The sequence below is a fragment of the Streptomyces polyrhachis genome (assembly GCF_042663125.1).
In the GTDB taxonomy this organism is placed as follows: domain Bacteria; phylum Actinomycetota; class Actinomycetes; order Streptomycetales; family Streptomycetaceae; genus Streptomyces; species Streptomyces polyrhachii.
The window spans coordinates 47,222-71,733 of sequence record NZ_JBHSZO010000001.1 but is presented as its reverse complement, the minus strand read 5'-3'; the positions used below and the strand labels follow the sequence as shown (position 1 = coordinate 71,733).

20 protein-coding genes are annotated in these 24,512 nt (G+C 74.4%); 9 read left to right on the top strand and 11 right to left on the bottom strand.

Annotated elements, in window-relative coordinates; genetic code table 11:
* Positions 1–109 precede the first annotated feature (109 nt).
* Complete coding sequence (locus ACFQLX_RS00305; protein WP_386410657.1) at positions 110–496, top strand: type II toxin-antitoxin system PemK/MazF family toxin; 387 nt, start codon at positions 110–112, stop codon at positions 494–496.
* Here ACFQLX_RS00305 and ACFQLX_RS00300 read toward each other — a convergent pair.
* The 7 genes from ACFQLX_RS00300 to ACFQLX_RS00270 form a co-directional block, all read right to left on the bottom strand.
* The gene (locus ACFQLX_RS00300) at positions 481–1,404 is read right to left on the bottom strand and encodes a carbohydrate kinase family protein (protein WP_386410234.1); all 924 of its coding nucleotides are present in this window, start codon (positions 1,402–1,404) and stop codon (positions 481–483) included. The two genes, ACFQLX_RS00305 and ACFQLX_RS00300, sit on opposite strands and share 16 nt — an antisense overlap.
* Positions 1,395–2,285 (bottom strand): pseudouridine-5'-phosphate glycosidase, encoded by an 891-nt coding sequence (locus tag ACFQLX_RS00295; protein ID WP_386410231.1) that lies wholly within the window; start codon positions 2,283–2,285, stop codon positions 1,395–1,397. Before ACFQLX_RS00295 ends, ACFQLX_RS00300 begins: the two co-directional genes overlap by 10 nt.
* A 16-nt stretch (positions 2,286–2,301) precedes the next feature.
* A complete protein-coding gene (locus ACFQLX_RS00290; RefSeq protein WP_386410228.1) occupies positions 2,302–2,853 on the bottom strand; it encodes an RNA 2'-phosphotransferase in 552 nt (183 codons plus the stop codon).
* An 80-nt stretch (positions 2,854–2,933) separates the two neighbouring features.
* Positions 2,934–6,071, bottom strand: a complete 3,138-nt coding sequence (locus ACFQLX_RS00285) for an alpha-N-acetylglucosaminidase (protein WP_386410225.1) — start codon at positions 6,069–6,071, stop codon at positions 2,934–2,936.
* Positions 6,072–6,138: 67 nt separating this feature from the next.
* The gene (locus tag ACFQLX_RS00280; RefSeq protein WP_386410222.1) at positions 6,139–6,678 is read right to left on the bottom strand and encodes a DUF1697 domain-containing protein; all 540 of its coding nucleotides are present in this window, start codon (positions 6,676–6,678) and stop codon (positions 6,139–6,141) included.
* 31 nt (positions 6,679–6,709) lie between these two features.
* Positions 6,710–8,038 carry an MFS transporter gene (locus tag ACFQLX_RS00275; RefSeq protein ID WP_386410219.1) on the bottom strand — a complete coding sequence of 443 codons (1,329 nt, stop codon included), beginning with the start codon at positions 8,036–8,038 and terminating at the stop codon, positions 6,710–6,712.
* 115 nt (positions 8,039–8,153) lie between these two features.
* Positions 8,154–8,711 (bottom strand): methylated-DNA--[protein]-cysteine S-methyltransferase, encoded by a 558-nt coding sequence (locus tag ACFQLX_RS00270; protein WP_386410216.1) that lies wholly within the window; start codon positions 8,709–8,711, stop codon positions 8,154–8,156.
* Positions 8,712–8,955: 244 nt separating this feature from the next.
* Between ACFQLX_RS00270 and ACFQLX_RS00265 the strand changes: the two genes are divergently transcribed.
* Entirely contained in the window at positions 8,956–9,783 is an 828-nt protein-coding gene (locus ACFQLX_RS00265; protein ID WP_386410213.1) for an MHYT domain-containing protein, read from the top strand.
* A gap of 60 nt (positions 9,784–9,843) precedes the next feature.
* Here ACFQLX_RS00265 and ACFQLX_RS00260 read toward each other — a convergent pair whose 3' ends face one another.
* The gene (locus ACFQLX_RS00260) at positions 9,844–10,755 is read right to left on the bottom strand and encodes a glycerophosphodiester phosphodiesterase (protein WP_386410210.1); all 912 of its coding nucleotides are present in this window, start codon (positions 10,753–10,755) and stop codon (positions 9,844–9,846) included.
* A 200-nt stretch (positions 10,756–10,955) separates the two neighbouring features.
* On the opposite strand from ACFQLX_RS00260, the gene uvrB reads away from it, so the two are divergent.
* The 7 genes from uvrB (at position 10,956) to ACFQLX_RS00225 (ending at position 21,743) form a co-directional block, all read left to right on the top strand.
* Positions 10,956–13,082 (top strand): excinuclease ABC subunit UvrB, encoded by a 2,127-nt coding sequence (gene uvrB / locus ACFQLX_RS00255; RefSeq protein WP_386410207.1) that lies wholly within the window; start codon positions 10,956–10,958, stop codon positions 13,080–13,082.
* Between the two features lie 218 nt (positions 13,083–13,300).
* Positions 13,301–13,879, top strand: coding sequence for a TerD family protein (locus tag ACFQLX_RS00250; RefSeq protein ID WP_386410204.1), 579 nt, complete (start codon positions 13,301–13,303; stop codon positions 13,877–13,879).
* A 142-nt stretch (positions 13,880–14,021) separates the two neighbouring features.
* Positions 14,022–15,923 carry a TerD family protein gene (locus ACFQLX_RS00245; protein ID WP_386410201.1) on the top strand — a complete coding sequence of 634 codons (1,902 nt, stop codon included), beginning with the start codon at positions 14,022–14,024 and terminating at the stop codon, positions 15,921–15,923.
* Positions 15,924–16,091: 168 nt separating this feature from the next.
* On the top strand, positions 16,092–17,063 hold the full coding sequence (locus ACFQLX_RS00240; protein ID WP_386410654.1) for a TerC family protein: 972 nt from the start codon (positions 16,092–16,094) through the stop codon (positions 17,061–17,063).
* A 54-nt stretch (positions 17,064–17,117) separates the two neighbouring features.
* The gene (locus tag ACFQLX_RS00235) at positions 17,118–19,880 is read left to right on the top strand and encodes an SNF2-related protein (RefSeq protein WP_386410198.1); all 2,763 of its coding nucleotides are present in this window, start codon (positions 17,118–17,120) and stop codon (positions 19,878–19,880) included.
* The gene (locus ACFQLX_RS00230) at positions 19,877–21,223 is read left to right on the top strand and encodes an SWIM zinc finger family protein (protein ID WP_386410196.1); all 1,347 of its coding nucleotides are present in this window, start codon (positions 19,877–19,879) and stop codon (positions 21,221–21,223) included. The genes ACFQLX_RS00235 and ACFQLX_RS00230 overlap by 4 nt, the downstream gene beginning before the upstream one ends.
* A gap of 217 nt (positions 21,224–21,440) precedes the next feature.
* Entirely contained in the window at positions 21,441–21,743 is a 303-nt protein-coding gene (locus ACFQLX_RS00225) for a hypothetical protein (protein ID WP_386410193.1), read from the top strand.
* Positions 21,744–21,789: 46 nt separating this feature from the next.
* Here ACFQLX_RS00225 and ACFQLX_RS00220 read toward each other — a convergent pair whose 3' ends face one another.
* The 3 genes from ACFQLX_RS00220 to ACFQLX_RS00210 all read right to left on the bottom strand — a co-directional run bounded on the left by ACFQLX_RS00220 (position 21,790) and on the right by ACFQLX_RS00210 (position 24,357).
* Positions 21,790–22,833 (bottom strand): S66 family peptidase, encoded by a 1,044-nt coding sequence (locus ACFQLX_RS00220; RefSeq protein WP_386410190.1) that lies wholly within the window; start codon positions 22,831–22,833, stop codon positions 21,790–21,792.
* A 58-nt stretch (positions 22,834–22,891) separates the two neighbouring features.
* Positions 22,892–23,557, bottom strand: coding sequence for an MBL fold metallo-hydrolase (locus ACFQLX_RS00215; RefSeq protein WP_386410187.1), 666 nt, complete (start codon positions 23,555–23,557; stop codon positions 22,892–22,894).
* Positions 23,558–23,661: 104 nt separating this feature from the next.
* A complete protein-coding gene (locus tag ACFQLX_RS00210) occupies positions 23,662–24,357 on the bottom strand; it encodes a maleylpyruvate isomerase family mycothiol-dependent enzyme (protein ID WP_386410184.1) in 696 nt (231 codons plus the stop codon).
* Positions 24,358–24,512: the final 155 nt, after the last annotated feature.

The window sequence follows — 24,512 nt, the reverse complement described above, 5'->3', positions numbered from 1 at the left end:
CCGGCGCGTAGCCCAAACCGGCCGCCGCACGCTAACGTGCCTGCCCGTGAGCGAAACGAACCCCAGCCCCGCATACCCCGGTCAGTACGGCCCCGGCGCCACGGTCGAGATGGAGCCCCGCGGCGCGGGGAGCGTCCGCACCGCCTACGCCCCCGACCCCGACGGCGACCCCGACCCCGGCGAGATCGTCTGGACGTGGGTGCCGTACGAGGAGAACGACGGCCGCGGCAAGGACCGCCCGGTGCTGGTGGTGGCCCGCGAGGGCGCCGGCACGCTGCTGGCCGTCCAGCTGTCCTCCAAGCGGCACGACGAGGACCGCGAGTGGGTGGCGCTGGGCTCGGGTCCCTGGGACCGCTCGGGGCGCGACTCCTGGGTGGACCTCGACCGCGTGCTGCGCGTGCATCCCGCGGGGATGCGCCGCGAGGCGTGCGCGCTGGACCGCCAGCGCTTCCACCTCGTCGTCCACCGGCTGCGGTTGCGCTACGGCTGGTCCTGAGTCGTGGCGGGCGGGCGCCCGCCCACGATCGTCACCGCCGTCGACGCCGCCCGGCAGCCCGCCCGCGCCGCCTCCCGGGGCTTTGCGCCGGTCAGCCGGGCCGCGAGGAAGGCGCCGGTGAAGGCGTCGCCCGCCCCCGTGGTGTCCACGACCCGCGCCGCCACCGCCGGGACCCGCGCGGTCGGCCTCCCGTCCTGGGCGACCAGCGCGCCGTGCGCGCCGAGCGTCACCACCGCCGTGCCGTGGATACGGCTCAACTCCTCGGCCGCCTCCCGTACGTGGACGCGGCCCGTGAGCAGAAGCGCCTCGGAGGCGTTCGGCAGCAGCAGGTCGGCGCCGCGCACGGCGGCCAGGAACGGGCCCACCCCCAGCACGCGGATGAAGCCCGCCGAGGCGGGGTCCACGCTCACCGTCGCGCCCTGCGCGTGGGCCGACTCCCTGACCAGCGCGGCGAGTTCCCGCCCCGGTGCGGTGAAGTGGAGGTAGCCGGAGAGGTGCACGTGCCGCACCCCCGCCAGCAGCGCCGCGTCCCAGTCCGCCGGGCCCAGTGCGAAGGAGGCGCCGCTGTCGGTGAGGAAGGTCCGCTCGCCCGCCTCGGCGCCGTCCACCAGCGCGATCACCACCCCGGTGGGCAGCTCCGGGTCGATCCGCAGCCACGGCTCCACGCCCGCCCGGCGCAGCGCCGCCTCGTGCCAGGCGGCCGAGTCCCGGCCCGCGCGGGCGAGCAGCCGCACCGGTACGGGGCCGCAACGCGCCGCCCAGGCGGCCACGTTGGCGCCGGCGCCGCCCGGCAGCGTACGGATGCGGGCCGCGGTGTCCGTACCGGCGGCCAGGGGGCCGGTGTGGCGGGCGACGAGGTCCGTGACGACGTCGCCGACGACCAGCAGGCCCCCGTCGGCTACAGGCACCCGGCGATCTCCGCCGCCGCCCGGACGTTCCCGCGCACCGCCGCCAGGTTCGCCTCCAGCGACGCGCCCGCCGTGTGCTCGGTGAGGTAGGCCAGCAGGAACGGCGTCACCGCCTGCCCCGACACCCCCTCGCGCCCGGCCGCCGCGAGCCCGGCCGCCAGCACCCGGTCGTGCAGGGCCGGGTCCAACTGCGCTGCCTCCGCGACCGGGTTGGCGACCACCACCGCCGACGCCACGCCCAGCTCCTCCTGTGCCCGCAGCACCGCCGCGGCCTGCGCGGGGCCGTCCACCGTCCAGTCCACCGGATGGCCCGAGGAGCGCAGGTAGAAGCCGGGGAACTCCCGCGTCCCGTAGCCCAGGACCGTCACGCCGAGCGTCTCCAGCCGCTGCAGCGTCGCGCCCACGTCCAGGATCGACTTCACCCCCGCGCACACCACCGCGATCGGGGTGCGCGCCAGCAGCGCCAGGTCCGCCGACTCGTCCTGCGTGCTCGTCCAGTCGCGGTGGACCCCGCCGAGGCCGCCGGTGGCGAAGACCCGGATGCCGGCGCGGGCGGCGAGGTGCGCGGTGGCGGAGACGGTCGTGGCGCCCGAGGCGCCCAGCGCGCACGCCGCGGCGAGGTCGCGGGCGCCCAGCTTGCGCATCGCCCCGTCCTGGGCGACCCGGTCCAGCTCCGCCTTGCCGAGCCCCACGTGCGCGACGCCGTCGATGACCGCGACGGTGGCCGGGACCGCGCCCGACTCCCGTACCAGGGACTCCAGTTCGACGGCGACGGCCGCGTTGCGCGGCCGGGGCAGGCCGTGCGCGATGATCGTCGACTCCAGGGCGACGACCGGGCGCCCCGCGTCCAGGGCGTCGTGCACGTCGGGCGAAACCCGCATGGCAAGCTCCCGCTGCTCAGTCCTCGTACGAGGCCAGGTACTCCGGTGGTACCGCGTCCACCAGCCATACCCCGTTGGCGCTGCGCCGGAACTCCCGGCCCGCCGCGTGCAGTTCGCCCGCCGCCACCCGCAGCACCACCGGCCGCCCGCGCCGCGCGCCGACCCGCCGGGCCGTCTCCACCTCGGCCGACAGGTGCACGGCGTGGCGGCGCATCGGGCGCAGGCCCTCGGACCGGATCGCACCCAGGGCGGCGCTCACCGTGCCGTGGTACAGCACCGGCGGCGGCACCGCCGCCTCGTACCCCAGGTCCACGGGGATGCTGTGGCCCTGGCTGGCGCGGATCAGGCGGCCGTCGTCGGAGAAGGCGAAGCGCCGCTTGTCGTTGCCCGCGACGACCGCCTCCAACTCCGCCCGCGTGACGCCCGCGTCGTGCCGCGCCAGCGCCGCCAGCAGCTCGTCCACCGCCACCCAGCCCGCCTCGTCCAGCCGCAGCCCGTAGCGGCCCGGGTCGTGGCGCAGGCAGTGGGAGAGGCGCTTGGAGGTGCGGATCAGTTTCTTCTCGTCCATCGTGCTGCGAGCGTACGGGCGCGGGTGCGCGCGGGGCAGTGGTTTTCCGCCGGATTCCGCCGTGGTCCCAGGCTGCGGGATCAGGCCACGGTGAAGTCCTCGAACTCCGCGACCCCGCGCCGCGTTCCGGCGGCCGTCATGAAGACGCCCACGTCCGCTGCCGCCCCGCCGCCCGGCACGGTGGCCGAGCCGACCTGCTGCCAGCGCGCGCCGTCCGCCGAGCAACTGCCGGTGTACGTGTCGCCGTTGCGGGTGAGGCGCAGCAGTACCGGCGGCCGCAAGGCGCCCGCCGGCCTGTTCGCGTCCAGCGTCCCGTCGCCGTCGGTGTCCCACGAGAGCACGCAGCCGTGCTCGGGCGTCACCGCCAGGTTGAGGAAGCCGGGAGCGCCCTGCACCGCCAGGTCCGAGCGTACGATCAGTCCGGCGCGCGCCCACGGCCCCGTGGCCTCCTGGCCCGTGACGCGCACGGTCGCGGTGGCGCCGTCGGCCAGGGCGTCCGCGCGATAGACCGCACCGAACTGACTGGTCCGCCCCCAGAGATCGGCGCCCCCGCCCTCGATCGCCAGCCGGGCGCCCGAGGCGCCGAAGACCGCCTGGTTGAAGTCGGCCGTACGGTACGGGGCCGCCACCCCCGGCGCCGCGACCAGCCGCACGGCGGCGACGGCGCTCCCCGCCCGCCCCGCCGCGGTGAACTCCGCGCGCACCGGCAGCCGCAGCACCGGCTCGGAGGCGTCGTGGAGGGGGAGCCGCCAGCGCGCGGTGAGCGAGCGGCCGGGCGCCAACCCGTCGGCGTACAGCGGTGTCAGCGCCTCGGCCCGCACTCCCGGCGGAAGCGGCAGCCGCAGCCCCACCGTGCGGGCGGCGGCGAAGCCGTTGCGGTTGGTCAGCGTGGCCGTGAGCGTGACGGATGAGTCCGCGCCCCGGGAGACGGCGGCGCTCAGCAGGACCTGGTGCGGGTCGCGGGCCAGGGCGTGGGCCAACTCCCCGGCCAGCAGCGTGATGTCGCCCTGCGGCTCGGTCGGATAGCCGCCGCCCGTCTGCCGCGCCCAGCCGTCCTCGTGCGCGAACCAGTCGATCTCCCGCGGCGCGCGGCCCTCGGCCAGCGCGGCGTCCAGCTCCGCGAGGTAGCGCGCCCAGCGGCCGTGGTAGAAGTCGCCGAGCAGCCCCTGCCAGTCGCGGTTGGCGTAGTCGTGCAGGCCCGCCTCGCTGCCGGAGCGCGGCCCCCAGGTCGTCAGCAGGGAACGGCAGTCGTACTCCAGCCGGGCGGCCTCGCGGGAGTCCGCCGCCCAGGAGCGGGCCTGGGCCAGATGGCGGCCGAGCAGGTGCTGGGGGTCGGTGGCGACGATCCGGTCCGAGCGGCGGATCAACTCCAGCCACAGCGCCGACAGTTCACCCAGGCGGGCCCGGTCTCCGTCCTCGTACGCCGCCCGCAGCTGCGGCAGCAGCAGCCGGCTGCGGTTGGCGAGGACCTGGCGCGCCACGTCCATCAGGTCGTAGCGGTAGGCCGAGCTGGCGCGCAACCGCGGCGCCACCGCCAGCAGTTCGGTCAGGGCGCGGTCGAAGGCCGTGGTGTCGTAGCGCTCCCGGCGCGGACTCCAGGCGGCGGCGGCCGCGGCGGTGAGCGCGGGGCGGGCGCAGAAGAGGCTGTCGGCCGACTCGCTGAAGGAGTCGGTGCGCCGGGTGCCGTACGCGGTGGTGCGCAGCACCTCCCAGGCCGCGGCGGCGTGCTCGTCGGGGGCGCCGTAGCGGGAGAGGGCGTACGAGCGGAACCAGGCCGCCGGATCGATCTCCCCCTGTGTCCAGGCGAGCTGGGTGAGCAGGGCGAGCGCCACCGGGTTGTTGTCGGCGGCCTCCGGCAGCACCGCCACCCCGGCCAGCGCGCTGCCTGCCTTGTCGCGCCAGCGGGGGAACAGCTCCAGCCAGTCGGGGGTGTTGGCGCCCATCGCGCTGTGGCCGCCGAAGTTCCAGATGGAACCGAAGGCGTACGGGGTGCCCAGCCAGTCGGCCTCGCGGTCCACGACGGTGGGGAAGCGGTCGGAGAGGCCGTCGAGGATCAGCATCCGGGTGCGGTCCACGGCCTGCAGGATCTCCCGGCGCGGATTGTGCTGCCAGCCCAGGACCGCCCACAGCGCCTCGGGGCGCGCGGTGCGCAGCGCAGCCTCGACGGCCCGCGCGGCCTCGCCGACGGGGACGTCGCCGGGCCGTCCGCCCTCGTGCAGCAGGTCCATCTTGTACAGCCCGGCCGAGCGGTCGGAGCCCAGCAGTTCGTGCTGGCGGCGGTAGAAGGAGGCGGCGACGCGGGCGAAGTGGGGATCGCGCGGATCGAGCCAGCCGGGGCGCTGGAAGCCGACCCAGCCGCCCTGCGGTACGACCCGCGCGCCCGGGTTGCGGACGGCGAAGTCCTCGGGGACGGTGCCGAAGTAGCCGGGCAGGACGGGCGTCATGCCGAGCTCGCGCAGCCGGTGGGTGATCCTGCGGCCCAGTTCGGCGCGGGCGGCGAGCAGGCGGGCGGAGACGGGGCCGCCGAAGGCGGACATGTTCTGCAGCACCCACCAGGGCTGGTGGGCCGGCGCCGGGATCCAGGCGCGGGCCTCGGCGTCGGAGTAGCCGAACTCGCCCAGGACGGCGTGGTAGAGGGCGTCGGTGCCGACGTGGACCAGCACCTCGTTGACGCCGTGCAGGGCCAGGACGTCCAGGGCGCGTTCCCACTGGGCCCAGGTGCGGTAGGCGCCGGTGTAGCCCTCGACGGTGTCGTTGCCGGCGAAGCGGTGGGGGACCAGGGCCCGGCCGGCGAGGGGGGCGGCGGGGGCGGGAAGCCGCGGGGGGAGGGCGAGTTGCTCGCCGTTCCAGGAGATGTCGGCGCGGGCCGTCTGCCGCAGGTACGTGCCGACGGCCGCGACCATGACCGCCGGCGTCGTACCCCCGACCGCCAGCCCCCCGGGAACCGCCCGCACGGTCCAGCGGTCGCCGCCGGAGTCCGCGGGCAGCGCGTGCAGCCGGATCTGGGTGTGGTGGCCGGGCAGCAGCCGGGCCAGGGCCTCGGCCGCGGGTGCGGTGTCCATACCGTCCATGTCGTCGATGCCGTCGCTGCCGTCCGCCCTGTCCGCCGCGCCGCCGCCGGGTCCGTCGTGCGCTGCGGCGGGTTCGAGGCCGGAGGTGGTGAATGCGCCGAGCGCTCCGACGGAGGTGAGGAAACGTCGGCGGTCCAGCGGGCTCATACGGCGACTCCTGAGTGATCCGAGCGGCTCCGACCGTCCGGACGACTCCGGACAGGTCCACCCCTCTCTACTCGTCCGCCAACTCCAGCAACTTGAGCACCGTGTTCCAGTTCCGGGCGGTGGCGGTGATCGCGAGCTTGCGGTTGGCGAACTTCGCCGCGAGCTTCGAGGTGCCCAGGCCGTTCGGGCACCAGACGTAGACGACCCGGTCGCCCATGGCATAGCGGTCCGGCTCGTAGAGCGCGGGATCGTCCTGCTGGAACCAGGTGCCGTGCGGCTCGGCGGAGAGGAACACCGCCAGGAAGCGCGCGGGTTCGGCCGGGCCTTCCGGGAGCGGGTTGTCCCTGACCAGCCGCGCTATCTCGTCACGGGTGCGCACGACCACCGGGATCCGCAGCCCGAACTCCTCCTCGATCGCCGCCGCGACCGCCACCGCGGTCTTCTCCGGAACCGTGCCGGGATCGTCGAAGACGATGTTCCCGCTGGCCACGTAGGTGGTGACGTTCCCGTAGCCCCGCTCGGTGAGGACCTCGCGCAGGCGGGCCATGGGGATCTTGTTATGGCCACTGATATTGATCCCGCGCAGCAGGGCGATCTGCTTGCTCACTCCCACGTCCTCCCTGGAGGCGGTCATTCCGTCAGCTGGTGCGCGGCATCCTGCCACGAGTCAGCAGGGCAAGGACAGCCACGGGTACGAGCAGGCAGGCGCCCAGCGCGTTGAGCCAGCCGTATCCGGCCTGCGCGACCACCACGCCGGCCAGCGCGCCGCCCGCCCCGGCGAGGGAGCTCATCGACAGGTCCGCCAGCCCCTGCACGCCCGCCCGGGCCTCCTGCGGCACCGAGTCGGTGAGCAGCGCGGAGCCCGCCACCAGCCCGGCCGACCAGCCCAGGCCCAGCAGGAACAGGGCGGCGGCGCTCTGCACGTGGTCGCCGCGCGCGGTGCCGGCGAGCAGCGCGGCCAGTGACAGCAGCACGACGGACAGCCCGATCACGGATATTCGCCCCACCGGGGCCGCGCCCGGGGCCGGCGGCCCGCCGGGGGAGCGGTCGGCCAGCCAGCCCATCACCGGCGAGAAGGCGTACATCCCGAGGATGTGGCTGCTGAAGACCAGCCCGATCAACTCGATGTCGGCGCCGTGGTGGACGAGGTCGAGCGGCGTCATCACCATGATCGCGACCATGGCGGTGTGCGAGACCGCGATGGTCAGCAGGGCGAGGCGCGCCATCGGCGAGACCCGCACGGCCGCCACCGAGGCGCGCAGGGAGCGGCTCTCCGGCCGCCCGGAGTCCTGGGGGCCGAGCAGCGCCCGCGCGGTGAGCAGCGGGTCGGGCCGCAGGGCCACCGCGACCACGACCGCCACCACCAGGAACACCCCGGCGGCCCAGACGAACGGCCCGGCCGCCGCCGGTATGCGGCCGTCGGCGAGCCCGGTGACGCTGCGCCCGGCCGGCCCGGCGATGTTCGGGCCGAGCACCGCGCCCACCGTCGTCGCCCAGACCACCGTGGCGATGGCGCGCCCCCGGTGCCGCGGCTCGGCGAGGTCGGCGGCGGCGAACCGGGCCTGCAGATTGGCGGAGGACCCCGCGCCGAAGGCGGCCATGCCGAGCAGCAGCAGCGGGAAGCTCCCCACGACCGCGGCCAGCACCACCAGCGCGGCCCCCGCCGCACCGATCAGATACGCCAGCACCAGCCCCGCCCGCCGCCCGCGCCGGGACATCAGCGAGGCGAGCGGCAGCGCGAGCACCGCGGTGCCGGCGACGCTGGAGGTCGCGGCCAGCCCCGAGAGGGCCTCGGAGCCCGAGGTCTCCTGGGCGAGCAGCGCGCTCAGCGCGATCCCGATGGCCACCCCCAGCCCGCCGAGCACCTGGGTCAGCACCAGCACCGCGGTCGTCCGGCGGCGGATACGGGGCAGCTCGGCCGCGGAGGGCGCGGCTGCCTGGGCGCGGGTCGATTCGGTCGTCGTCACGTGCGCAGTCTCCCAGAACGTGCGTTCGGCAGAAGCCCTCCCAAGAGCCCCCCTTGCTCACTCCTCCGCCCCCCGCCTGCTCCGACACCCCCTGCCCGCGCTCCGGAAAGGGGCCCTAGAACAGCGGCTCCGGCAGCACCCCCTCCAGCGCCAGCAGCCGGCGCTTCGTCTCCAGCCCGCCCCCGAAACCGCCGAGCCCGCCGTCGCTCTCCACCACCCGGTGGCAGGCGACCACCACCGGCAGCGGATTGGCCCCCATCGCCCGCCCCACGGCCTGCGAGGCGCCCGGCTCGCCCACCCGCTCCGCCAACTCCCCGTATCCCGCCACCGCGCCGAAGGGCACGGTGGCGTCCAGCTCCCGCAGCACCCGGCGGTTGAACCCCGTGCACAACGACCAGTCCAGGGGCAGCTCGAATATCCGCCGCCTCCCGGCGAAGTACTCCTCCAGCTGCCGCACCGCCTCGGCCAGGACCGCTCCGGCCCCCGGAGAGGGGTCGGCGGCCTGCTCCTCGGGCCGCGCCCCGAGCCGGGCGGCGAGCCGCTCCAGCAGCGGTGGGGCCGCCTCCCGGTCCGTGTGGAAGGCCACCTGCGCCAGCCCCGCGGGCGTCGCGGCGAGCAGCAGCGGGCCGATCGGGCTGTCCGTCACGCACCAGGCGAACGTCGAGTGATTCATGTCTCGCAGCCTAGACACCCCCACTGACACTCCTCGCACTCCAACGGTCACCGCTGGTCAAAGGGGGTACCGATTCCATATCGACGTAGTCGGACAAAGGTCGGAACTGGTCGCTCCGCTCGGCGCGCACCACTAGCATTGCTTCTCGCAATGCCACGAATGATCAAATAAGTCAAGTACCCCGAGTAGCGGGTCGGCCACCGCGGGTTCCCCGCCCAGGTCCGAGCCCCGAGGAGTCCCCCTCATGCAAGATGCGGTGCCGGTCGACGGCTTTACGTACGATCTGCTCACCCCTGTGGTCGCCTACTGCATGGCAGTCCTCGGCAGTGCGCTCGGCCTGCGCTGCACCATGCGCGCGCTGGCGGTGGAGCCCTCGCGCAGGCTCGGCTGGCTGGCGCTCGGCGCGGTGGCCATCGGGACGGGCATCTTCACCATGCACTTCATCGCGATGATGGGCTTCACCGCGCGGGACGTGCAGATCAACTACGACCTGCTGATCACCCTCGCCAGCCTCGTCATCGCCGTCGTGGTCGTCGGCATCGGCGTGTTCATCGTCGGCTACCGGGGCCGCACCCCCCTCGCCCTCACGGGCGCCGGCATGATCACGGGCCTCGGTGTGGCCTGCATGCACTACACGGGCATGGCCGGCATGCGGATGGACGGCGCCCGGCAGATGTACTCCGCCCCCGTCGTCACCCTCTCGGTGATCATCGCCGTGGTCGCCGCGACGGCCGCGCTGTGGCTGGCCATGACGGTGAAGACCTTCGGCGTCGCGATCGGCGCGGCCCTGATCATGGGCGTCGCCGTCTGCGGCATGCACTACACCGCGATGGAGGCCCTCAGCGTGCACCTGACGCACGCCGCGGGCGAGCTGACCGGCCGCACCCCGGCCGAGATCCTGACGCCCATCCTCATCGGCCCGGTGCTGCTGCTGGTCTTCGTGGGGCTCTTCGTCGGCATGGACCCGCTGGAGCGCGAGTGGCGCCACCGCGATGAGGAGGACGCCCTGCTCGCCGCCGAGACGCCGGAGGCCGGGAACTTCGAGCCGTCCATGTTCGACCGGCGCGACTGACACCCGTACCTGCCGCGGACGAGGAGGGGCAGCGCCCTCCCCGTCCGCGGACGAAAGAACTCAGTCCTCCGTGCGGCTCGCGTAGCCCGCGGCGACGAGCGCCCTCTCCACCACGTCCGGCTTGTTGGTGATGATGCCGTCCGCGCCCCAGCCCGCGAGCCGCACCGCCCGCGCCGGGTCGTCCACGGTCCAGGTGTACGCCTCCAGCCGCCGGCCGTGCGGCCCGGTCAGCGCGTGCACGGCGGCGTAGTACTCCGGGGACACCGTGGTGTGCGTGGAGTTGATCTGGTCGGCGAAGGCCGCGTACTCCGGCAGGTCGGCGATCGCCGGAGTGCCCAGGAAGGCCGTCTTCACCCCGGGCCGCAGCGCGTGCACCGTCTTGACGGAGTCGGCCCCGAAGGACTGCACGACCAGCTTCTTCTCCACGTGGGTGCGGTCCAGCCAGCCCAGCCGGTCCAGCTCCTCGACGGTGTCCTCCGCCAGGTTCGGGTGGTACTCGGGGCGCTTGATCTCCAGCACCAGGCGCTGGTCGTTCTCCTCCACCCGGTTCATGTACTGCTCCATGCTCGGCACCTTCTGCCCCGCCCACTGCGGGCCCTTCCAGCTGCCCGCGTCCAGGGTGGAGATCTCCTCCCAGGTGAAGTCCCAGACGTTCCAGGGGGCGCGGTCGGGGAACTTCTGCTCCACGTCCGTGGTCCGCGCCAGCGTCGGGTCGTGCAGGATGACGAGCGTGCCGTCCTTGGCGCGCTGCACGTCGTTCTCCACCCAGGTGATGCCCAGGTCACGTGCCGCGTCGATGGCGGCGAGCGTGTTCTCGGGCACGTAGGCGGAGGCGCCGCGGTGGGCGACGGTCACGACGCCGCGCGGCTGCTCGGCGGCGCTCGCGGCAGCCGTCGCCGAGACGGTGGCCAGCAGGGCTGCGGCCAGCCCCAGTGCGGTGGTGGCAAGGCGTGTGGTGGCGCGGGAGTGCATCCGGTCTCCTTGCTGCTCGGATCACCCGGGCCGCTCGTGGACGGGCGGCCGCGGACGGGCATCTGTCGAGAGTGGCAGCCGGGGCCCACGGGAGTACAGATGCGGGATGGCCGCAATACCAACAGCGAGTCGGCGCGGGTGAAGACCGCCGGCGTACGGATCCCGGTGCCGCTGTCAGTGCCTCGCCGTACGGTGGATCCATGCGGCCCGTACCCCAGATCGAACGCAGCATGGCGACCCCCTTCGAGGTCGTCAGCCCCTTCCAGCCCAGCGGTGACCAGCCCGCCGCCATCAACGAGCTGGAGCAGCGCCTGAAGGACGGCGAGAAGGACGTCGTCCTGCTCGGCGCGACCGGCACCGGAAAGTCGGCGACGACGGCCTGGCTCATCGAGCGGATGCAGCGGCCGACCCTGGTGATGGCGCCGAACAAGACCCTGGCCGCCCAGCTGGCCAACGAGTTCCGCGAGCTGCTCCCCCACAACGCCGTCGAGTACTTCGTCTCGTACTACGACTACTACCAGCCCGAGGCGTACGTCCCGCAGACGGACACCTTCATCGAGAAGGACTCCTCTATCAACGAGGAGGTCGAGCGGCTGCGCCACTCCGCCACCAACTCGCTGCTCACCCGCCGCGACGTGATCGTCGTCGCCTCCGTCTCCTGCATCTACGGCCTGGGCACCCCGCAGGAGTACGTGGACCGGATGGTCCCGCTCAAGGTCGGCGAGGAGATCGACCGCGACGCGCTGCTGCGCCGTTTCGTCGACATCCAGTACGCGCGCAACGACCAGGCGTTCACCCGCGGCACCTTCCGGGTGCGCGGCGACACCATCGAGATCTTCCCGGTCTACGAGGAGCTGGCCGTCCGGATCGAGATGTTCGGCGACGAGATCGAGGCCCTCTCCACCCTGCACCCGCTCACCGGCGAGGTGATCAGCACCGAGCAGCAGACGTACGTCTTCCCCGCCTCGCACTACATCGCCGGCCCGGAGCGGCTGCGCAAGGCGGTCACCGGCATCGAGAAGGAGCTGGTGGAGCGGCTCGGCTCGCTGGAGAAGGAGGGCAAGCTGCTGGAGGCGCAGCGGCTGCGCATGCGCACCACCTACGACCTGGAGATGCTCCAGCAGATCGGCACCTGCTCGGGTGTGGAGAACTACTCGCTGCACATGGACGACCGCGAGCCGGGCACCCCGCCGTACACGCTGCTCGACTACTTCCCCGACGACTTCCTGCTCGTGCTGGACGAGTCGCACGTCACGGTCCCGCAGATCGGTGCCATGTACGAGGGGGACGCCTCCCGCAAGCGCACCCTCGTGGAGCACGGCTTCCGCCTCCCCTCCGCCCTGGACAACAGGCCGCTGCGCTGGGAGGAGTTCCAAAAGCGCATCGGCCAGACGGTCTACCTCTCCGCCACCCCGGGGGCCTACGAGCTGTCGCGCGGCGACGGCGTGGTCGAGCAGATCATCCGGCCGACCGGGCTGATCGACCCGGAGGTCGTGGTCAAGCCCACCGAGGGCCAGATCGACGACCTGGTGCACGAGATCCGCGAGCGCGCCGAGCGCGACGAGCGGGTGCTGGTCACCACGCTGACCAAGAAGATGGCCGAGGACCTCACGGACTACTTCGTCGAGTTGGGCATCCGGGTGCGCTATCTGCACAGCGACGTCGACACCCTGCGCCGCATCGAGCTGCTGCGCGAGCTGCGCGCCGGGGAGTACGACGTGCTGATCGGCATCAACCTCCTGCGGGAGGGCCTGGACCTGCCGGAGGTCTCGCTGGTCGCGATCCTCGACGCGGACAAGGAGGGCTTCCTGCGCTCGGGCACCTCGCTGATCCAGACCATCGGCCGCGCCGCGCGCAATGTCTCCGGCCAGGTCCACATGTACGCCGACCGCATCACGCCCGGTATGGCCAAGGCCATCGACGAGACCAACCGGCGCCGGGAGAAGCAGATCGCGTACAACACGGAGCGCGGGATCGACCCGCAGCCGCTGCGCAAGAAGATCAACGACATCGTCGCGCAGATCGCCCGCGAGGAGGTCGACACCGAGCAACTGCTCGGCACGGGCTACCGCTCCTCCCGTCCCGCCCCGGCCAAGAAGGACGGCGGCAGCACACCGGGGAGCGGGCGCAAAGCGGCGAAGGCGGCGAAGCGCGGCGGGCCGACGGACACCCCGGTCGCCGATCTCACGCGCCAGATCGAGGACATGACGGACCGGATGCGCGCCGCGGCGGCGGAGCTGCAGTTCGAGACGGCGGCGCGGTTGCGCGACGAGGTGCACGAGATGAAGAAGGAGCTGCGGCAGATGCGGGAGGGCGGCTTGGGCTGAGGGCGGCTTGGGCTGAGGGCGGCCCGGGCTGAGGGCGGCCCGGGCTGAGGGCGGCCCGGGCTGAGGGCGGCCCGGCGCCCGCCAACGGCCACCGCGACCGCCCGTGTTGCAGGAACGCCACAAAGCCGGGCACCCCCGCGACCGCCCGCGGCGCCGCGGCCTAGGGTGGCTTCACACAGCCGGGCCGCGGGCCCGAGCGAATCGAGGAGGGGACTGGCGTGAGCGTCAACTTGTCCAAGGGACAGGCGATCAGCCTGGAGAAGTCCGGCGGCGGCAGCCTGTCCGCCGTGCGTATGGGGCTCGGCTGGCAGGCGGCCCCGCGTCGCGGCCTGTTCGGCTCGCGCACCCGGGAGATCGACCTCGACGCCTCGGCGGTGCTCTTCGCCGACAAGCAGCCCGTCGACGTGGTCTTCTTCCGCCACCTCGTCAGCGACGACGGCTCCGTGCGCCACACCGGTGACAACCTGGTGGGCGGCGCGGGCCAGGGCGGCGACGACGAGTCGATCCTGGTGGACCTGCAGCGGGTCCCCGTGCACATCGACCAGATCGTCTTCACCGTGAACTCCTTCACGGGCCAGACCTTCGCCGAGGTGCAGAACGCCTTCTGCCGGCTGGTCGACGAGACCAACGGCCAGGAGCTGGCCCGCTACACGCTGACCGGCGGCGGCAACGCCACCGCGCAGGTCATGGCCAAGGTCACGCGCTCCGGCGCCGGCTGGACCATGACCGCGATCGGCGCCCCGGCCAGCGGGCGGACGTTCCAGGACCTGATGCCGTCGATCCTGCCGCACCTGTAGGCGGCCGCACCTCCCCGTGCCCCGGTCCGCCCGGGGCGCGGGGAGTTGAGCACGGGCGCGGGCACCGGCCGGGGCATGGGCCCCGTACGACCGGTGCGCCCGCGCCGTACACGCAGGTCTTCACGGACAGGGGAGGGGCCGTATGGCGGCCGAGTTGGTTCCCGGGCAGAACCATCCGCTGCCCGGTGCGCGGCTGGAGATCCGGCTGAGCGCGGGCGAGCCGGTGATCGCCGGCGCCACCCTCACCGACGAGCACGGACGCGTTCCGCGCCCCGAGTGGGTGGGCCATCCCGGCGCGCCCGTGCTGCCGGGGCTGGAGCTGCCCCGCCAGGCCGCCGCCGAGCACCGGCTGGCGGTCGACCTGGGCGCCCTCCCCGAGGCCGTCCGCCGGGTCAACATCCTGCTCGCGCTGCCCACCGGCACCGGCCGTGCGGAGCGCTTCGGCGCGCTGTCCGCCCCGCACGCCGCGATCACCACCCTGGACGGCACCCGGATCGCCGGCTTCACGGTCACCGGCCTGGACGCGGAGTCGGCGGTCTTCGCCCTGGAGCTGTACGAGCGCCAGGGCGCCTGGAAGGTCCGCGCGGCCGGCCAGGGCTACGCCGGCGGCCTCGCCGCGATGCTCGCCGACCAGGGCCTGCCCGACGCGGCCGGTCTCGCCGCCCGGATCAACGCCGCGGTGAGCGAAGGGCTGGCCCGCGCGGTCGCCGCGGCGCCCCCGCCGACCGTCCCCGCCTCCCGGACCCCCGCCGGCGGCGTCGACTACCGCCACCCCACCCGGCGCCCCGCATCCCCCGGGGCCGGACCGGACACCCCGGCCCCGCCGCCCGACCCGGGATCCGGACCGGGCGTCGACTACCGCCACCCCGTCCGCAGTGCCCCCGCCGCCGGGCAGCCGACCCCCGCCGGCCGCCCGCCCGCCCCCGTCGCAGGCGACGCCGCCGGCTGGTCGTTGGAGGAGCGGCTCTACAACCAGGTCTGGGGCATGTTCGAGGACCTGACCCGCAGCGTCGCCGCCTACCGCAGCGCCGTCGACTTCGCCGACTCCCGGCTCGAACGCGAGCTGGAGGACGTCCTCGCCGACCCCCGCAGCCGCATCGGCACCGCCGCCGACGCCGCCCGCGAGGCGGCCGACGCCCGCCACGGCGCGCTGGTCGGCCAGGCCCGCGCCGCCCTCGACCGCGACCTCGCCCAGCTCATCGCGGAGTCGGCGGTCGTCGAGCCCGCGCTGCCGCCCCCGTACGCCCGCTGGGACAGCGCCTGCTGGCACTCCTACCAGGTCCCCGCCCAGGCGCCCATGGCGCTGCGCCTGGGCGACCTCTCCCTGGAGGAGAGCGGCCCCCTGCGCATCCCGATGCTGATGCGGCTGCCGCTGCAGCGCGGCCTGTGGATCGACACCGGGAGCGCCGGCGCCCTCGGACCGGCCGACGCCGACCAGGTGCGCCACGACGGCGTCGGCCTCGCCGTCTCCCTCGCCGCCCGGCTGCTCGCCGCGTATCCGGCGGACGCCTTCGCCGTCCACGTCATCGACCCGGACGGCGCGGCGGCCGCCGGACTCGCGCCCCTGCGCGACGCCGGCCTGCTCGCCGCGCCGCCCGCGGCCGGGGCGGCCGGGGTGCGCGCCGTACTGGAGGAGCTGACCCAGCGGGTCGACCTGGTGCAGATGGCGATCCGCAGCGGCGCCACCGACGCGCTGCCGCCGGGCACGGACGCAGCCGACCGGCTGCTGATCGTCCACGACTTCCCGCACGGCTTCGACGAGCGGGCGGTCACGCAACTGCGCTACCTCGCCGACGAGGGCGCCCAGGCCGGCGTCCATCTGATGCTGGTCGCCGACCGCGCGGAGGCCGAAGCCTACGGCCCCCTCCTGGACCCGCTCTGGCGCGGACTGCTGCGGGTCACCCCGCTGCCCGAGGACCATCTGGCCGACCCGTGGATCGGCCACGCCTGGACGTACGAGCCGCCGACCGCGGCGGACCGCGGCGAAACGCTCGCGCGGGTGCTGGCCCGGGTGGCGCAGGCCCGCAGGTCGCGGCCGTACTGACGCGGGGCGCGAGCGACGCGCGACCGATTCCTTGGTGATTGTTTTACCTTTCCTTGGGGATTCCTATAGAGTCGGCGGTCCGGGGGCTCATCCCCCTTCCGTGATCCCGAGTGGTGGGGGCAGGTGGCACCGGCGAGGCTGGTGTCCCTGAAGTCCCTGGAGGAATTGGTGGACGTTTCGCTGACCATGTGGGTCGTGACCGTGGTCGGTCTCTGCGCCCTGATCGCCGTCGACTTCTTCATCGGCCGCAAGCCGCACGAGGTCTCCACCAAGGAGGCCGGCATCTGGACCGTCGTCTGGATCGTGCTGGCCGTGCTCTTCGGCCTCGGCCTGCTCGTCTGGGGCGACGCCCGGGCGTCCGGCGAGTTCTTCGCCGGCTACATCACCGAGAAGTCGCTGAGCGTCGACAACCTCTTCGTCTTCGTGCTGATCATGGGCAAGTTCGCGGTGCCCGCGATCTACCAGCAGCGGGTGCTGATGGTCGGCGTGCTGATCGCGCTGGTGCTGCGCGCGATCTTCATCGCGGCCGGCGCGGCCGTCATCGAGAACTTCTCCTGGGTCTTCTACATCTTCGGCGCCTTCCTGATCTGGACCGCCTGGAAGCTGATCCAGGAGGCCCGCGCCGAGGAGGAGGACGAGGAGTACGAGGAGAGCAAGCTGATCAAGGCGATCGAGAACCGCTTCCCGGTCGCCGACCGCTACCACGGCACCAAGCTCGTCATCCGGGAGAACGGCAGGCGCCTCCTGACGCCGATGCTGATCGTGATGCTCGCGATCGGTACGACGGACGTCCTCTTCGCCCTGGACTCCATCCCGGCGATCTTCGGCCTCACCCAGGACCCGTACATCGTCTTCACGGCCAACGCCTTCGCCCTGATGGGCCTGCGCCAGCTGTACTTCCTCATCGGCGGCCTGCTGAAGAAGCTGGTGCACCTCAGCTACGGCCTGTCGATCATCCTCGGCTTCATCGGGGTCAAGCTGGTGCTGCACGCGCTGCACGAGTCGGGCGTCGACGTCCCGGAGATCTCCATCCCGGTCTCCCTGGGCGTGATCTGCGGCGTGCTGATCATCACGACGATCACCAGTCTGCGGGCCGCCAAGAAGCTCGACGAGGCCGAGAAGTCCGGCAGTTCCTCCTGAGCGGAGCCCGAGCGGGGAGCGGGTCTGTCAGACCCGCTCCCTAGACTCGGCCCCGTGACCGACGCCGCCGTCTTCCTCCCCGCCCCCCTGCCCCGGCAGGGGCGGCTCGCCCTGTGGCGGCCCGACGGCGGGGAGGCCGACGCGCGCGCGGGCGGCGCCGGAGGCGAGATCCAGGTCGTACGCAGGTGGGGGAGCGGCGCCCGGCGTGCGAAGGTGCCCGCCCGGCTGCTGACCGTGGCCGAGGCGCTCCCCTGGCTGACGGCCGCCCGGCACGATCCGCGCGCCCACCCCGCCGCGGCCGCCTGGGGCGCCGCCGCGCTGCACGCCCTGCAGCTCACCGCCCGCGGCCGGCTGCTGCCCGGCCTGACCCCGCAAGGCGCCGACGCCTGGCGGGCCGGCCCCCTGGACGCCGACGACCTGGTGCACCTGCGGGCCGTCGCCGCCGCCCTGCCCTGGGAGGGCCGCGCCGTCCCCCTCCCCGGCGCGGGCCCGCCCCGCCTGCCCGAGGCGGAGGACCTGCTGCGCGCCTTCCTCGACGCCGTGGCCGACACCCTGCCGCGCACCCCGGGCGCCGCCCTCCTGGCCGGCGGTCCGTACGCGGCGAAGGAGGCGCACGAGCTGCCGCGGCTGGCCGACTGGGCCGCCGAGGTGGCCGCCGGAGCCGACGCCGGCGTCCGGCTGGGCCTGCGCCTGCACCTGGCGCCCCACGAGCTGTACGAGCCCGACGCCCGCCCCGCCACCCTCGTCGTCCAGGTGCACAGCCTCGCCGACCCCACCCTCCTCGCGGACGCCTCCGAGCTGTGGAGCGGCGCCGTCGGCGACGTCCTGGGTCCGCGCGCCCGCGTCGACACGGTGCTGGCGCTGCGCCGCGCCGCCCGCCTGTGGCCGCCGCTGGAGCGCCTCCTGGCGCTGCCCGTCCCCGACCGGCTGCTGCTGGCGGAGGACGAGCTGTCCGAGCTGCTGGGCCCCGCCTCCCAGCGGCTGGCCGCCGCCGGTATCGCCGTGCACTGGCCGAAGACACTGGTCCGCTCGCTGACCGCGACCGCCGTCGTGCGCCAGGCCCCCGGCGCCGCCACGCAGGAGACGAGCTTCTTCGACGCCGACCGGCTGCTGCAGTTCCGCTGGCAGGTCTCCCTGGCGGGCGTGCCGCTCACGGAGGAGGAGATGGACCGGCTGGCGCAGGCGCACCGCCCGATGGTGCGGCTGCGCGACCAGTGGGTCGTGGTCGACCCGGCGCTGGTCCGCAAGGCCCGCCGCCGCAACCTCGGCCTGCTCGACCCCCTCGACGCCCTCTCCCTGGCCCTCACCGGGGAGGGCGAGGTCGACGGCGAGCGCGTCGCCGTGGAGCCGCAGGGCGTCCTCGCCGACCTGCGCGCCGCCCTCACCCGCGATCCCGGCCCCGTCACCAGCGACCTCCCCCTGCGGGACTACCAGCTCAAGGGCCTCGCCTGGCTGGACCGCATGACCTCCCTGGGCCTGGGCTGCTGCCTCGCCGACGACATGGGCCTGGGCAAGACCCTCGCCGTCATCGCCCTCCAGCGCCACCGCCGCCCCGCCGCCCCCGTCCTCGTCGTCTGCCCGGCCTCCCTGCTGGGCAACTGGCAGCGCGAGATCGAGAAGTTCGCCCCCGGCCTGCCCGTCCACCGCTACCACGGCGCGGGCCGCTCCCTGGCTTTGCAGGACGGGGCGGGCGGCGGCTTCGTCCTCACCACGTACGGCACCATGCGCGCCAGCGCCCCCGAACTGGCCGCCCGCGACTGGGCGTTCGTCGTCGCCGACGAGGCCCAGCACATCAAGAACCCGTACGCCGCCGCCGCGCGGGCACTGCGTACGATCCCCGCCCCCGCCCGCATCGCCCTCACCGGCACCCCGGTGGAGAACAACCTCTCCGAGCTGTGGGCCATCCTCGACTGGACCACCCCCGGCCTCCTGGGCGGGCTGAAGAACTTCCGCGCCCGCCACGCCCGGCTCATCGAGAGCGAGGGCGACGAGGAGGCCCTCGCCCGACTCGCCCGCCTCATCGGCCCCTTCGTGCTGCGCCGCCGCAAGTCCGACCCCGGCATCGTCCCCGAGCTGCCGCCCAAGACCGAGACCGACCACCCGGTGGCGCTGGCCAAGGAGCAGGCCGTGCTCTACGAGGCGGTGGTGCGCGAGGGACTGGAGGAGATCGCCGAGGCCCGGGGGATGGCCCGGCGCGGACTGGTGATGAAGCTGCTCGGCGCGCTCAAGCAGATCTGCAACCACCCCGCGCAGTTCCTCAGGGAGCCGGCCCCCGCGCTGGCCGGCCGCTCCGGGAAGCTGGAGCTGCTCGACGAGCTGCTGGAGACGATCCTCGCCGAGGACGACTCGGTGCTGGTCTTCACGCAGTACGTCACGATGGGCCGCCTCCTCCAGCGCCACCTCATCGCCCAGGGGATCGACTCCCAGCTGCTGCACGGCGGGACACCCCTCGCCGAGCGCCAGCGCATGGTCGACCGCTTCCAGAGCGGCGGGGCCCCGGTCTTCCTGCTCTCGCTGAAGGCCGCCGGGACCGGGCTGAACCTGACCCGCGCCGGACACGTCGTGCACTACGACCGCTGGTGGAACCCGGCCGTGGAGGAGCAGGCCACCGACCGGGCGTACCGCATCGGGCAGACCCGGCCCGTCCAGGTCCACCGGCTCATCACGGAGGGCACGGTCGAGGAGCGCATCGACGAGCTCCTGCACACCAAGCGGGCCCTCTCCGACGCCGTGCTGGGCCACGCCGGCGAGGCGGGCCTGACCGAGCTGACCCATGCGGAGCTGGCGGAGCTGGTCGCCCTGCGGGAGGCCCGATGAGCGGCCGCCGGACGGGCGCAGCCGGCGGGGCGAGCGGACGCGCCGCCGGCGACCGGCGCCGCGACTTCCCGCCCCTGGAGCCGCGCCGGGGCAGCCGGGCGCCCTTCGCCGAGTCCTGGTGGGGGCGCGCCTGGATCGACGCCCTGGAGCGCACCTCCCTGAACACCGGGCGGCTGAGCCGGGGCCGCACCTACGCCCGCGGCGGCCACGTCCTGGACATCGCCGTCACGCCGGGCCGCATCACCGCCCAGGTCCAGGGCAGCCGCTCGCGCCCGTACCGCGCCGAGGTGCGGCTGCGGACCTTCACCGAGGAGCAGTGGGACCGCTTCCTGGCCACGGCCGCCGGGCAGGCCGGGCATCTGGCCGCCCTGCTCGACAAGGACATGCCGCAGACCCTGGCCGACTCCGCCGACCGGGCGGGGGTACGCCTGCTGCCCGGCCCCGGCGATCTGGAGCCGCACTGCTCCTGTCCCGACACGGGCCGCCCCTGCAAGCACGCGGCGGCGCTGTGCTACCAGGCGGCGCGGCTGCTGGACGTGGACCCCTTCGTGCTCCTGCTGCTCCGGGGCCGGGGCGAGGCGGAGCTGCTCGCCGACCTCGGGCGGCGCAACGCCCTGGCCGGAGCGCGGGAGGCCCTCGCCGCCGAGCCCGGCACCCCGGTGGCGCAGGTGCTGCACGCCGCCGCGCTGCGGCCGCTCCCGCCGCTGCCCCCACCCCTCGCCCCGCCGCCGGCCCCCGGCCAGGGACCGGCGCTCCCCGACGCCCCGGCCGCGGTGGACGCCCCGACGCTGGAGCTGCTCGCGGCGGACACGGCGGCGCGGGCGCACGCCCGGCTGACGCGCGGCGCGGCGCGCGGTGAGCCAGGCGGCGAGCCGGACGGTGCGCTGCCGCAGGGAGCCGGACCTGCCGCCCCCACCCCCTGGCAGGACGCCGTCCGGCTGGCCGCCACGCTCCCCACCGCGGGGGTGACGAGTGCCGGCCGCCGGCTGCACGCCCGGCTGGCCGCCGCGACGGACCGTACGCCCGCGCAGGTCGGTCGGGCCGTGGCCGCCTGGCGCCAGGGCGGCGCCGAGGGGCTGCGCATGCTGGAGGAGCCCTGGGACCCGCCGGCCGGCCCCTTCGACCGCGCCCGCCCCGCCCTCGCGGCGGCGGACCTGCCGCCCCTGCGCCCGTACCGCAACCGGCTCACGGACGAGGCGAGGGGCCTGCAGCTGCGCTACGGCCGCGACAAGCGCTGGTACCCCTACACGGCGGATCCCGGGAGCACCGACTTCTGGCCCGCCGGCCCGCCCGACCCCGACCCGGTGGGCGCGCTCACGGCACTGCTCGCGGCCACGGTCTGACCGCCCTGGCCCTGGGGCCGGTATCGGGTCGGCCTTCGGGGCGCGCGCTCGTCCGTACGACGGGCGCGCGCTCGTCCGTACGCTCCCCGCCGTGCGACGGGCGCCGCCCCGACACACCGGGCGTAGGGAAGTTCCCACTTGTCGGCCCTCCCCACCGGTGGTTGCGTGGATGCGGGAGGCGCCCGCCGGAGGGCGTCGTGTCACAGACGGGAAAGCCATGGAGTTCATCCAGGTCATCGACTACGAGACGGACCGCCCGGAGGAGATGTGGGCGCTCTCCGAGCAGTACCGCAAGGAGCGGGAAGGGGAGCCGGGCGGACCGAACCGCGTCACCATCGTCCAGGACCGCGAGAACCCGCGCCGCTTTCTGAGCATCGTCGAGTTCCCCTCCTACGAGGAGGCGATGCGCAACAACGACCGGCCCGAGGTGCAGGAGTTCTCCGCCGGGATGGGTGCCCTGTGCACCCGCCCGCCCGTCTTCGTCAACGGGGACCTCCAGCAGCGGATCGAGTTCGGCTGACCCCGCACCCGCACCCGCACCCGCCCCCTGCCGGCGCCCCGCCCGCTCAGTAGCGCACCGAGACGCGCCGCGCCGGACCGTCGACGCGGACCGTGCCGCCGTACGGCAGGACGAGCTGCGGGTCGGTGTGGCCGAAGTCCACGTCGAAGACCACCATGGCCTCCGGCGCGTAGGCCGCCGTCGCCCGCAGCACCGCCTCGCGCTGCTCGGCCGCGTACCGCGCCCGCGCCCCGGCGTCGAGGGGCCGCTCGAAGCTCCACGTCTTCGGGCGGCCCATCAGCAGCGCGGGGAAGCGCGCCAGCAGCCCCCGCTCACCCATGTTGCGCAGGGTGCGGAAGACCTCGGTCGCAGGCGGCAGTTCCTCGGAGGTCTCCAGCATCAGCACGCAGCCCTCGTAGGCGGCCGGATCGCGCTGGACCTCGCTGTCCGCCATCAGCTGCCAGGCGAGGATCTCCAGGCAGCCGCCCCAGCTCACACCCTCCACCACCCGGTCCGCCTGGTGCCAGCCCCACCCGGTGCCGGGCTCCATCGGCGGCTCGGTCGTCCAGGTGTCCGCCTCGCGCCAGTCCTGGTCGATCGTCCGGAACTCCGGCGCGGGACGCAGCTCGTACTCCTGTGACCCGAAGAGCGCGGCGCGCAGCGAGTCGGCGGAGAAGGGGTGCACGGCGCCGGGCCGGCCCAGGACGGTCATCACCGTGCCGCCGTGGTAGCCGACGATGCCGGTGTTCCACAGGTACATCAGCAGACTGGTGTTGTCGCTCATCCCGAAGAAGGGCTTGGGGTTGGCGCGGATCAACTCCCGGTCCAGATGCGGCAGTACGGTGATCTGGTCGTCGCCCCCGATGGTGCTGAAGACCGCCTTGACCGCCGGATCGGCGAAGGCCGCGTGGATGTCGGCGGCCCGCTCGCGGGGCGTGGCCGCCCGGCGCGTGGACGGATACTCCACCGGCTCAAGGCCGAACTCCTTCACCAGCCGCTCGAGTCCCAGCTCGTGGGGCCGCGGGAAGACGGCGGGCCCGGCGAAGGACGGCGAGAGGACGGCGACCCGGTCACCGGCCACGGGCTTGGGGGGATACACGGGGATCGACATGCGCGGAGCCTAGGCAGCGGTACGCGGCCCCGTCCACGCGTTTTGGCTCAGCCCCGCCTCACCACCCCCGCTCGCGCCACTCCTCCAGATGCGGGCGCTCGGCCCCCAGCGTCGTGTCGCGCCCGTGCCCCGGGTAGACCCACGTCTCGTCGGGCAGCGGGTCGAAGAGCTTGGTGCGCACGTCGTGCAGCAGCGACCCGAAGTGCCCGGCGTCGCCCCGGGTGTTGCCGATGCCGCCCGGGAAGAGGCAGTCCCCGGTGAAGACGTGCGGATGGCCGTGCGGGTCGTCGTAGACCAGCGCGATCGAGCCCGGGGTGTGGCCCACCAGGTGGCGGGCGGTCAGCGCGACCTCGCCGACCGTGACGACGTCCCCGTCCGCCAGCGGCACGTCCGTGGGGACGGGGATGCCCTGCGCGTCCTCACGCCCCGCGTACGTGCGCGCGCCGGTCGCCGCGACCACCTCCGCCAGCGCCTGCCAGTGGTCGCCGTGCTGGTGGGTGGTGACGACGGAGGCGATGCCGTCGTCACCGATGAGCGTGAGCAGCGTCCCCGCGTCGTTCGCGGCGTCGATCAGCAGCTGCTCGCCGGTGGCCCGGCAGCGCAGCAGATAGGCGTTGTTGTCCATCGGGCCCACCGCGACCTTGGAGATCATCAGTGATTCCAGCTCGTGCACCTGGGCCGGCCCGCCGACCGTCACCCTGCCTGTGTAGCGCGTCTCCGACATGCCCCCCAGTCTTCCAGACAGCGGCCCCGCGAGCCCGGCAGGGACCAAGCCCTGTGGACAACCCCGCCTGCGCGGAGGACTCCGGCGACCGCTTCTGCAGCGCCCTACAGCGGCGGCAGTACGGGCAGCGCCCCGCCCCCCGCGACGGAGAGGTCCGAACCGTCGGTGCGCCCTGACAGCCACCCCATCAGCGCCGCCGCCTCCCCGGCGACCGCCAGCGGCTCGCCCGCCGCGCTCCCGGTGGTCCAGGTCCGGCCCGCCGCGTCGGTGAGGGACAGCGCGGGCACGGCCCCGTTCCCGGCGAAGCGCTCGGCCAGGAAGTCCACCTCCCGCCCGGTGAACTCCGCCGGGAGTGCCGCCGGCCCGTAGCCGATCCCGAGGTCCACGTGGTGCAGCTCCACCTCCTGCAGCCGCCGGAAGGGGATGCGCGCCCGGACGTCCGTCACCCCGTTGCGCAGCTCGCAGCGCGACTCCCAGTCGGCGGGGGAGAGGGCGTCGGCGGTGGCCGCCAGCCGCTCGGCGCTCGCCCGCACGTCCGCCAGCTGCTCCGCGAGCCCGCGCCCCGCGCCCGCCTCGATGTCCGCGTCCCGGGTCTCGGCGCTCGCGTACATCGGCAGCCCCGTCAGCACGTTCACCAGGGCGTCGGCGTTGCGGGCGAGGTGGCTCAGGACATGGCCGCGGGTCCAGCCCGGCAGCAGGCTGGGAGCGGCGACCGCACCGTCGTCGAGCTTCCCGGCGGCGGCCAGCAGCCGTTCGGTCGCCTCGTGCAGAAGCTGCAGGTCATGACGTGCGTCGGGCATGGCGGGACCTCCGGGAAAAGCTGGACCGGGCGGGATTGTCAGACCCTGACGCTAGCGTGTGGGAGGTGGGAGGAGTGCGCCGGGTTCTCGCGGGAAACCGGCACCTAATCGAATGCTTGTGCTATAGGATCGCGTCCCGGCGACCTCGCACACGA

What these genes read in the sequence shown, in the direction of transcription:
- ACFQLX_RS00265 (WP_386410213.1), top strand. Translation starts at nt 8,956, where the DNA reads ATGCAAGATGCGGTGCCGGTCGACGGCTTTACGTACGATCTGCTCACC.
- uvrB (WP_386410207.1), top strand. Translation starts at nt 10,956, where the DNA reads ATGCGGCCCGTACCCCAGATCGAACGCAGCATGGCGACCCCCTTCGAG.
- ACFQLX_RS00230 (WP_386410196.1), top strand. Translation starts at nt 19,877, where the DNA reads ATGAGCGGCCGCCGGACGGGCGCAGCCGGCGGGGCGAGCGGACGCGCC.
- ACFQLX_RS00295 (WP_386410231.1), bottom strand. Translation starts at nt 2,285, where the DNA reads ATGCGGGTTTCGCCCGACGTGCACGACGCCCTGGACGCGGGGCGCCCG.
- ACFQLX_RS00225 (WP_386410193.1), top strand. Translation starts at nt 21,441, where the DNA reads ATGGAGTTCATCCAGGTCATCGACTACGAGACGGACCGCCCGGAGGAG.
- ACFQLX_RS00305 (WP_386410657.1), top strand. Translation starts at nt 110, where the DNA reads ATGGAGCCCCGCGGCGCGGGGAGCGTCCGCACCGCCTACGCCCCCGAC.
- ACFQLX_RS00270 (WP_386410216.1), bottom strand. Translation starts at nt 8,711, where the DNA reads ATGAATCACTCGACGTTCGCCTGGTGCGTGACGGACAGCCCGATCGGC.
- ACFQLX_RS00215 (WP_386410187.1), bottom strand. Translation starts at nt 23,557, where the DNA reads ATGTCGGAGACGCGCTACACAGGCAGGGTGACGGTCGGCGGGCCGGCC.
- ACFQLX_RS00285 (WP_386410225.1), bottom strand. Translation starts at nt 6,071, where the DNA reads ATGAGCCCGCTGGACCGCCGACGTTTCCTCACCTCCGTCGGAGCGCTC.
- ACFQLX_RS00290 (WP_386410228.1), bottom strand. Translation starts at nt 2,853, where the DNA reads ATGGACGAGAAGAAACTGATCCGCACCTCCAAGCGCCTCTCCCACTGC.
- ACFQLX_RS00260 (WP_386410210.1), bottom strand. Translation starts at nt 10,755, where the DNA reads ATGCACTCCCGCGCCACCACACGCCTTGCCACCACCGCACTGGGGCTG.
- ACFQLX_RS00210 (WP_386410184.1), bottom strand. Translation starts at nt 24,357, where the DNA reads ATGCCCGACGCACGTCATGACCTGCAGCTTCTGCACGAGGCGACCGAA.
- ACFQLX_RS00245 (WP_386410201.1), top strand. Translation starts at nt 14,022, where the DNA reads ATGGCGGCCGAGTTGGTTCCCGGGCAGAACCATCCGCTGCCCGGTGCG.
- ACFQLX_RS00220 (WP_386410190.1), bottom strand. Translation starts at nt 22,833, where the DNA reads ATGTCGATCCCCGTGTATCCCCCCAAGCCCGTGGCCGGTGACCGGGTC.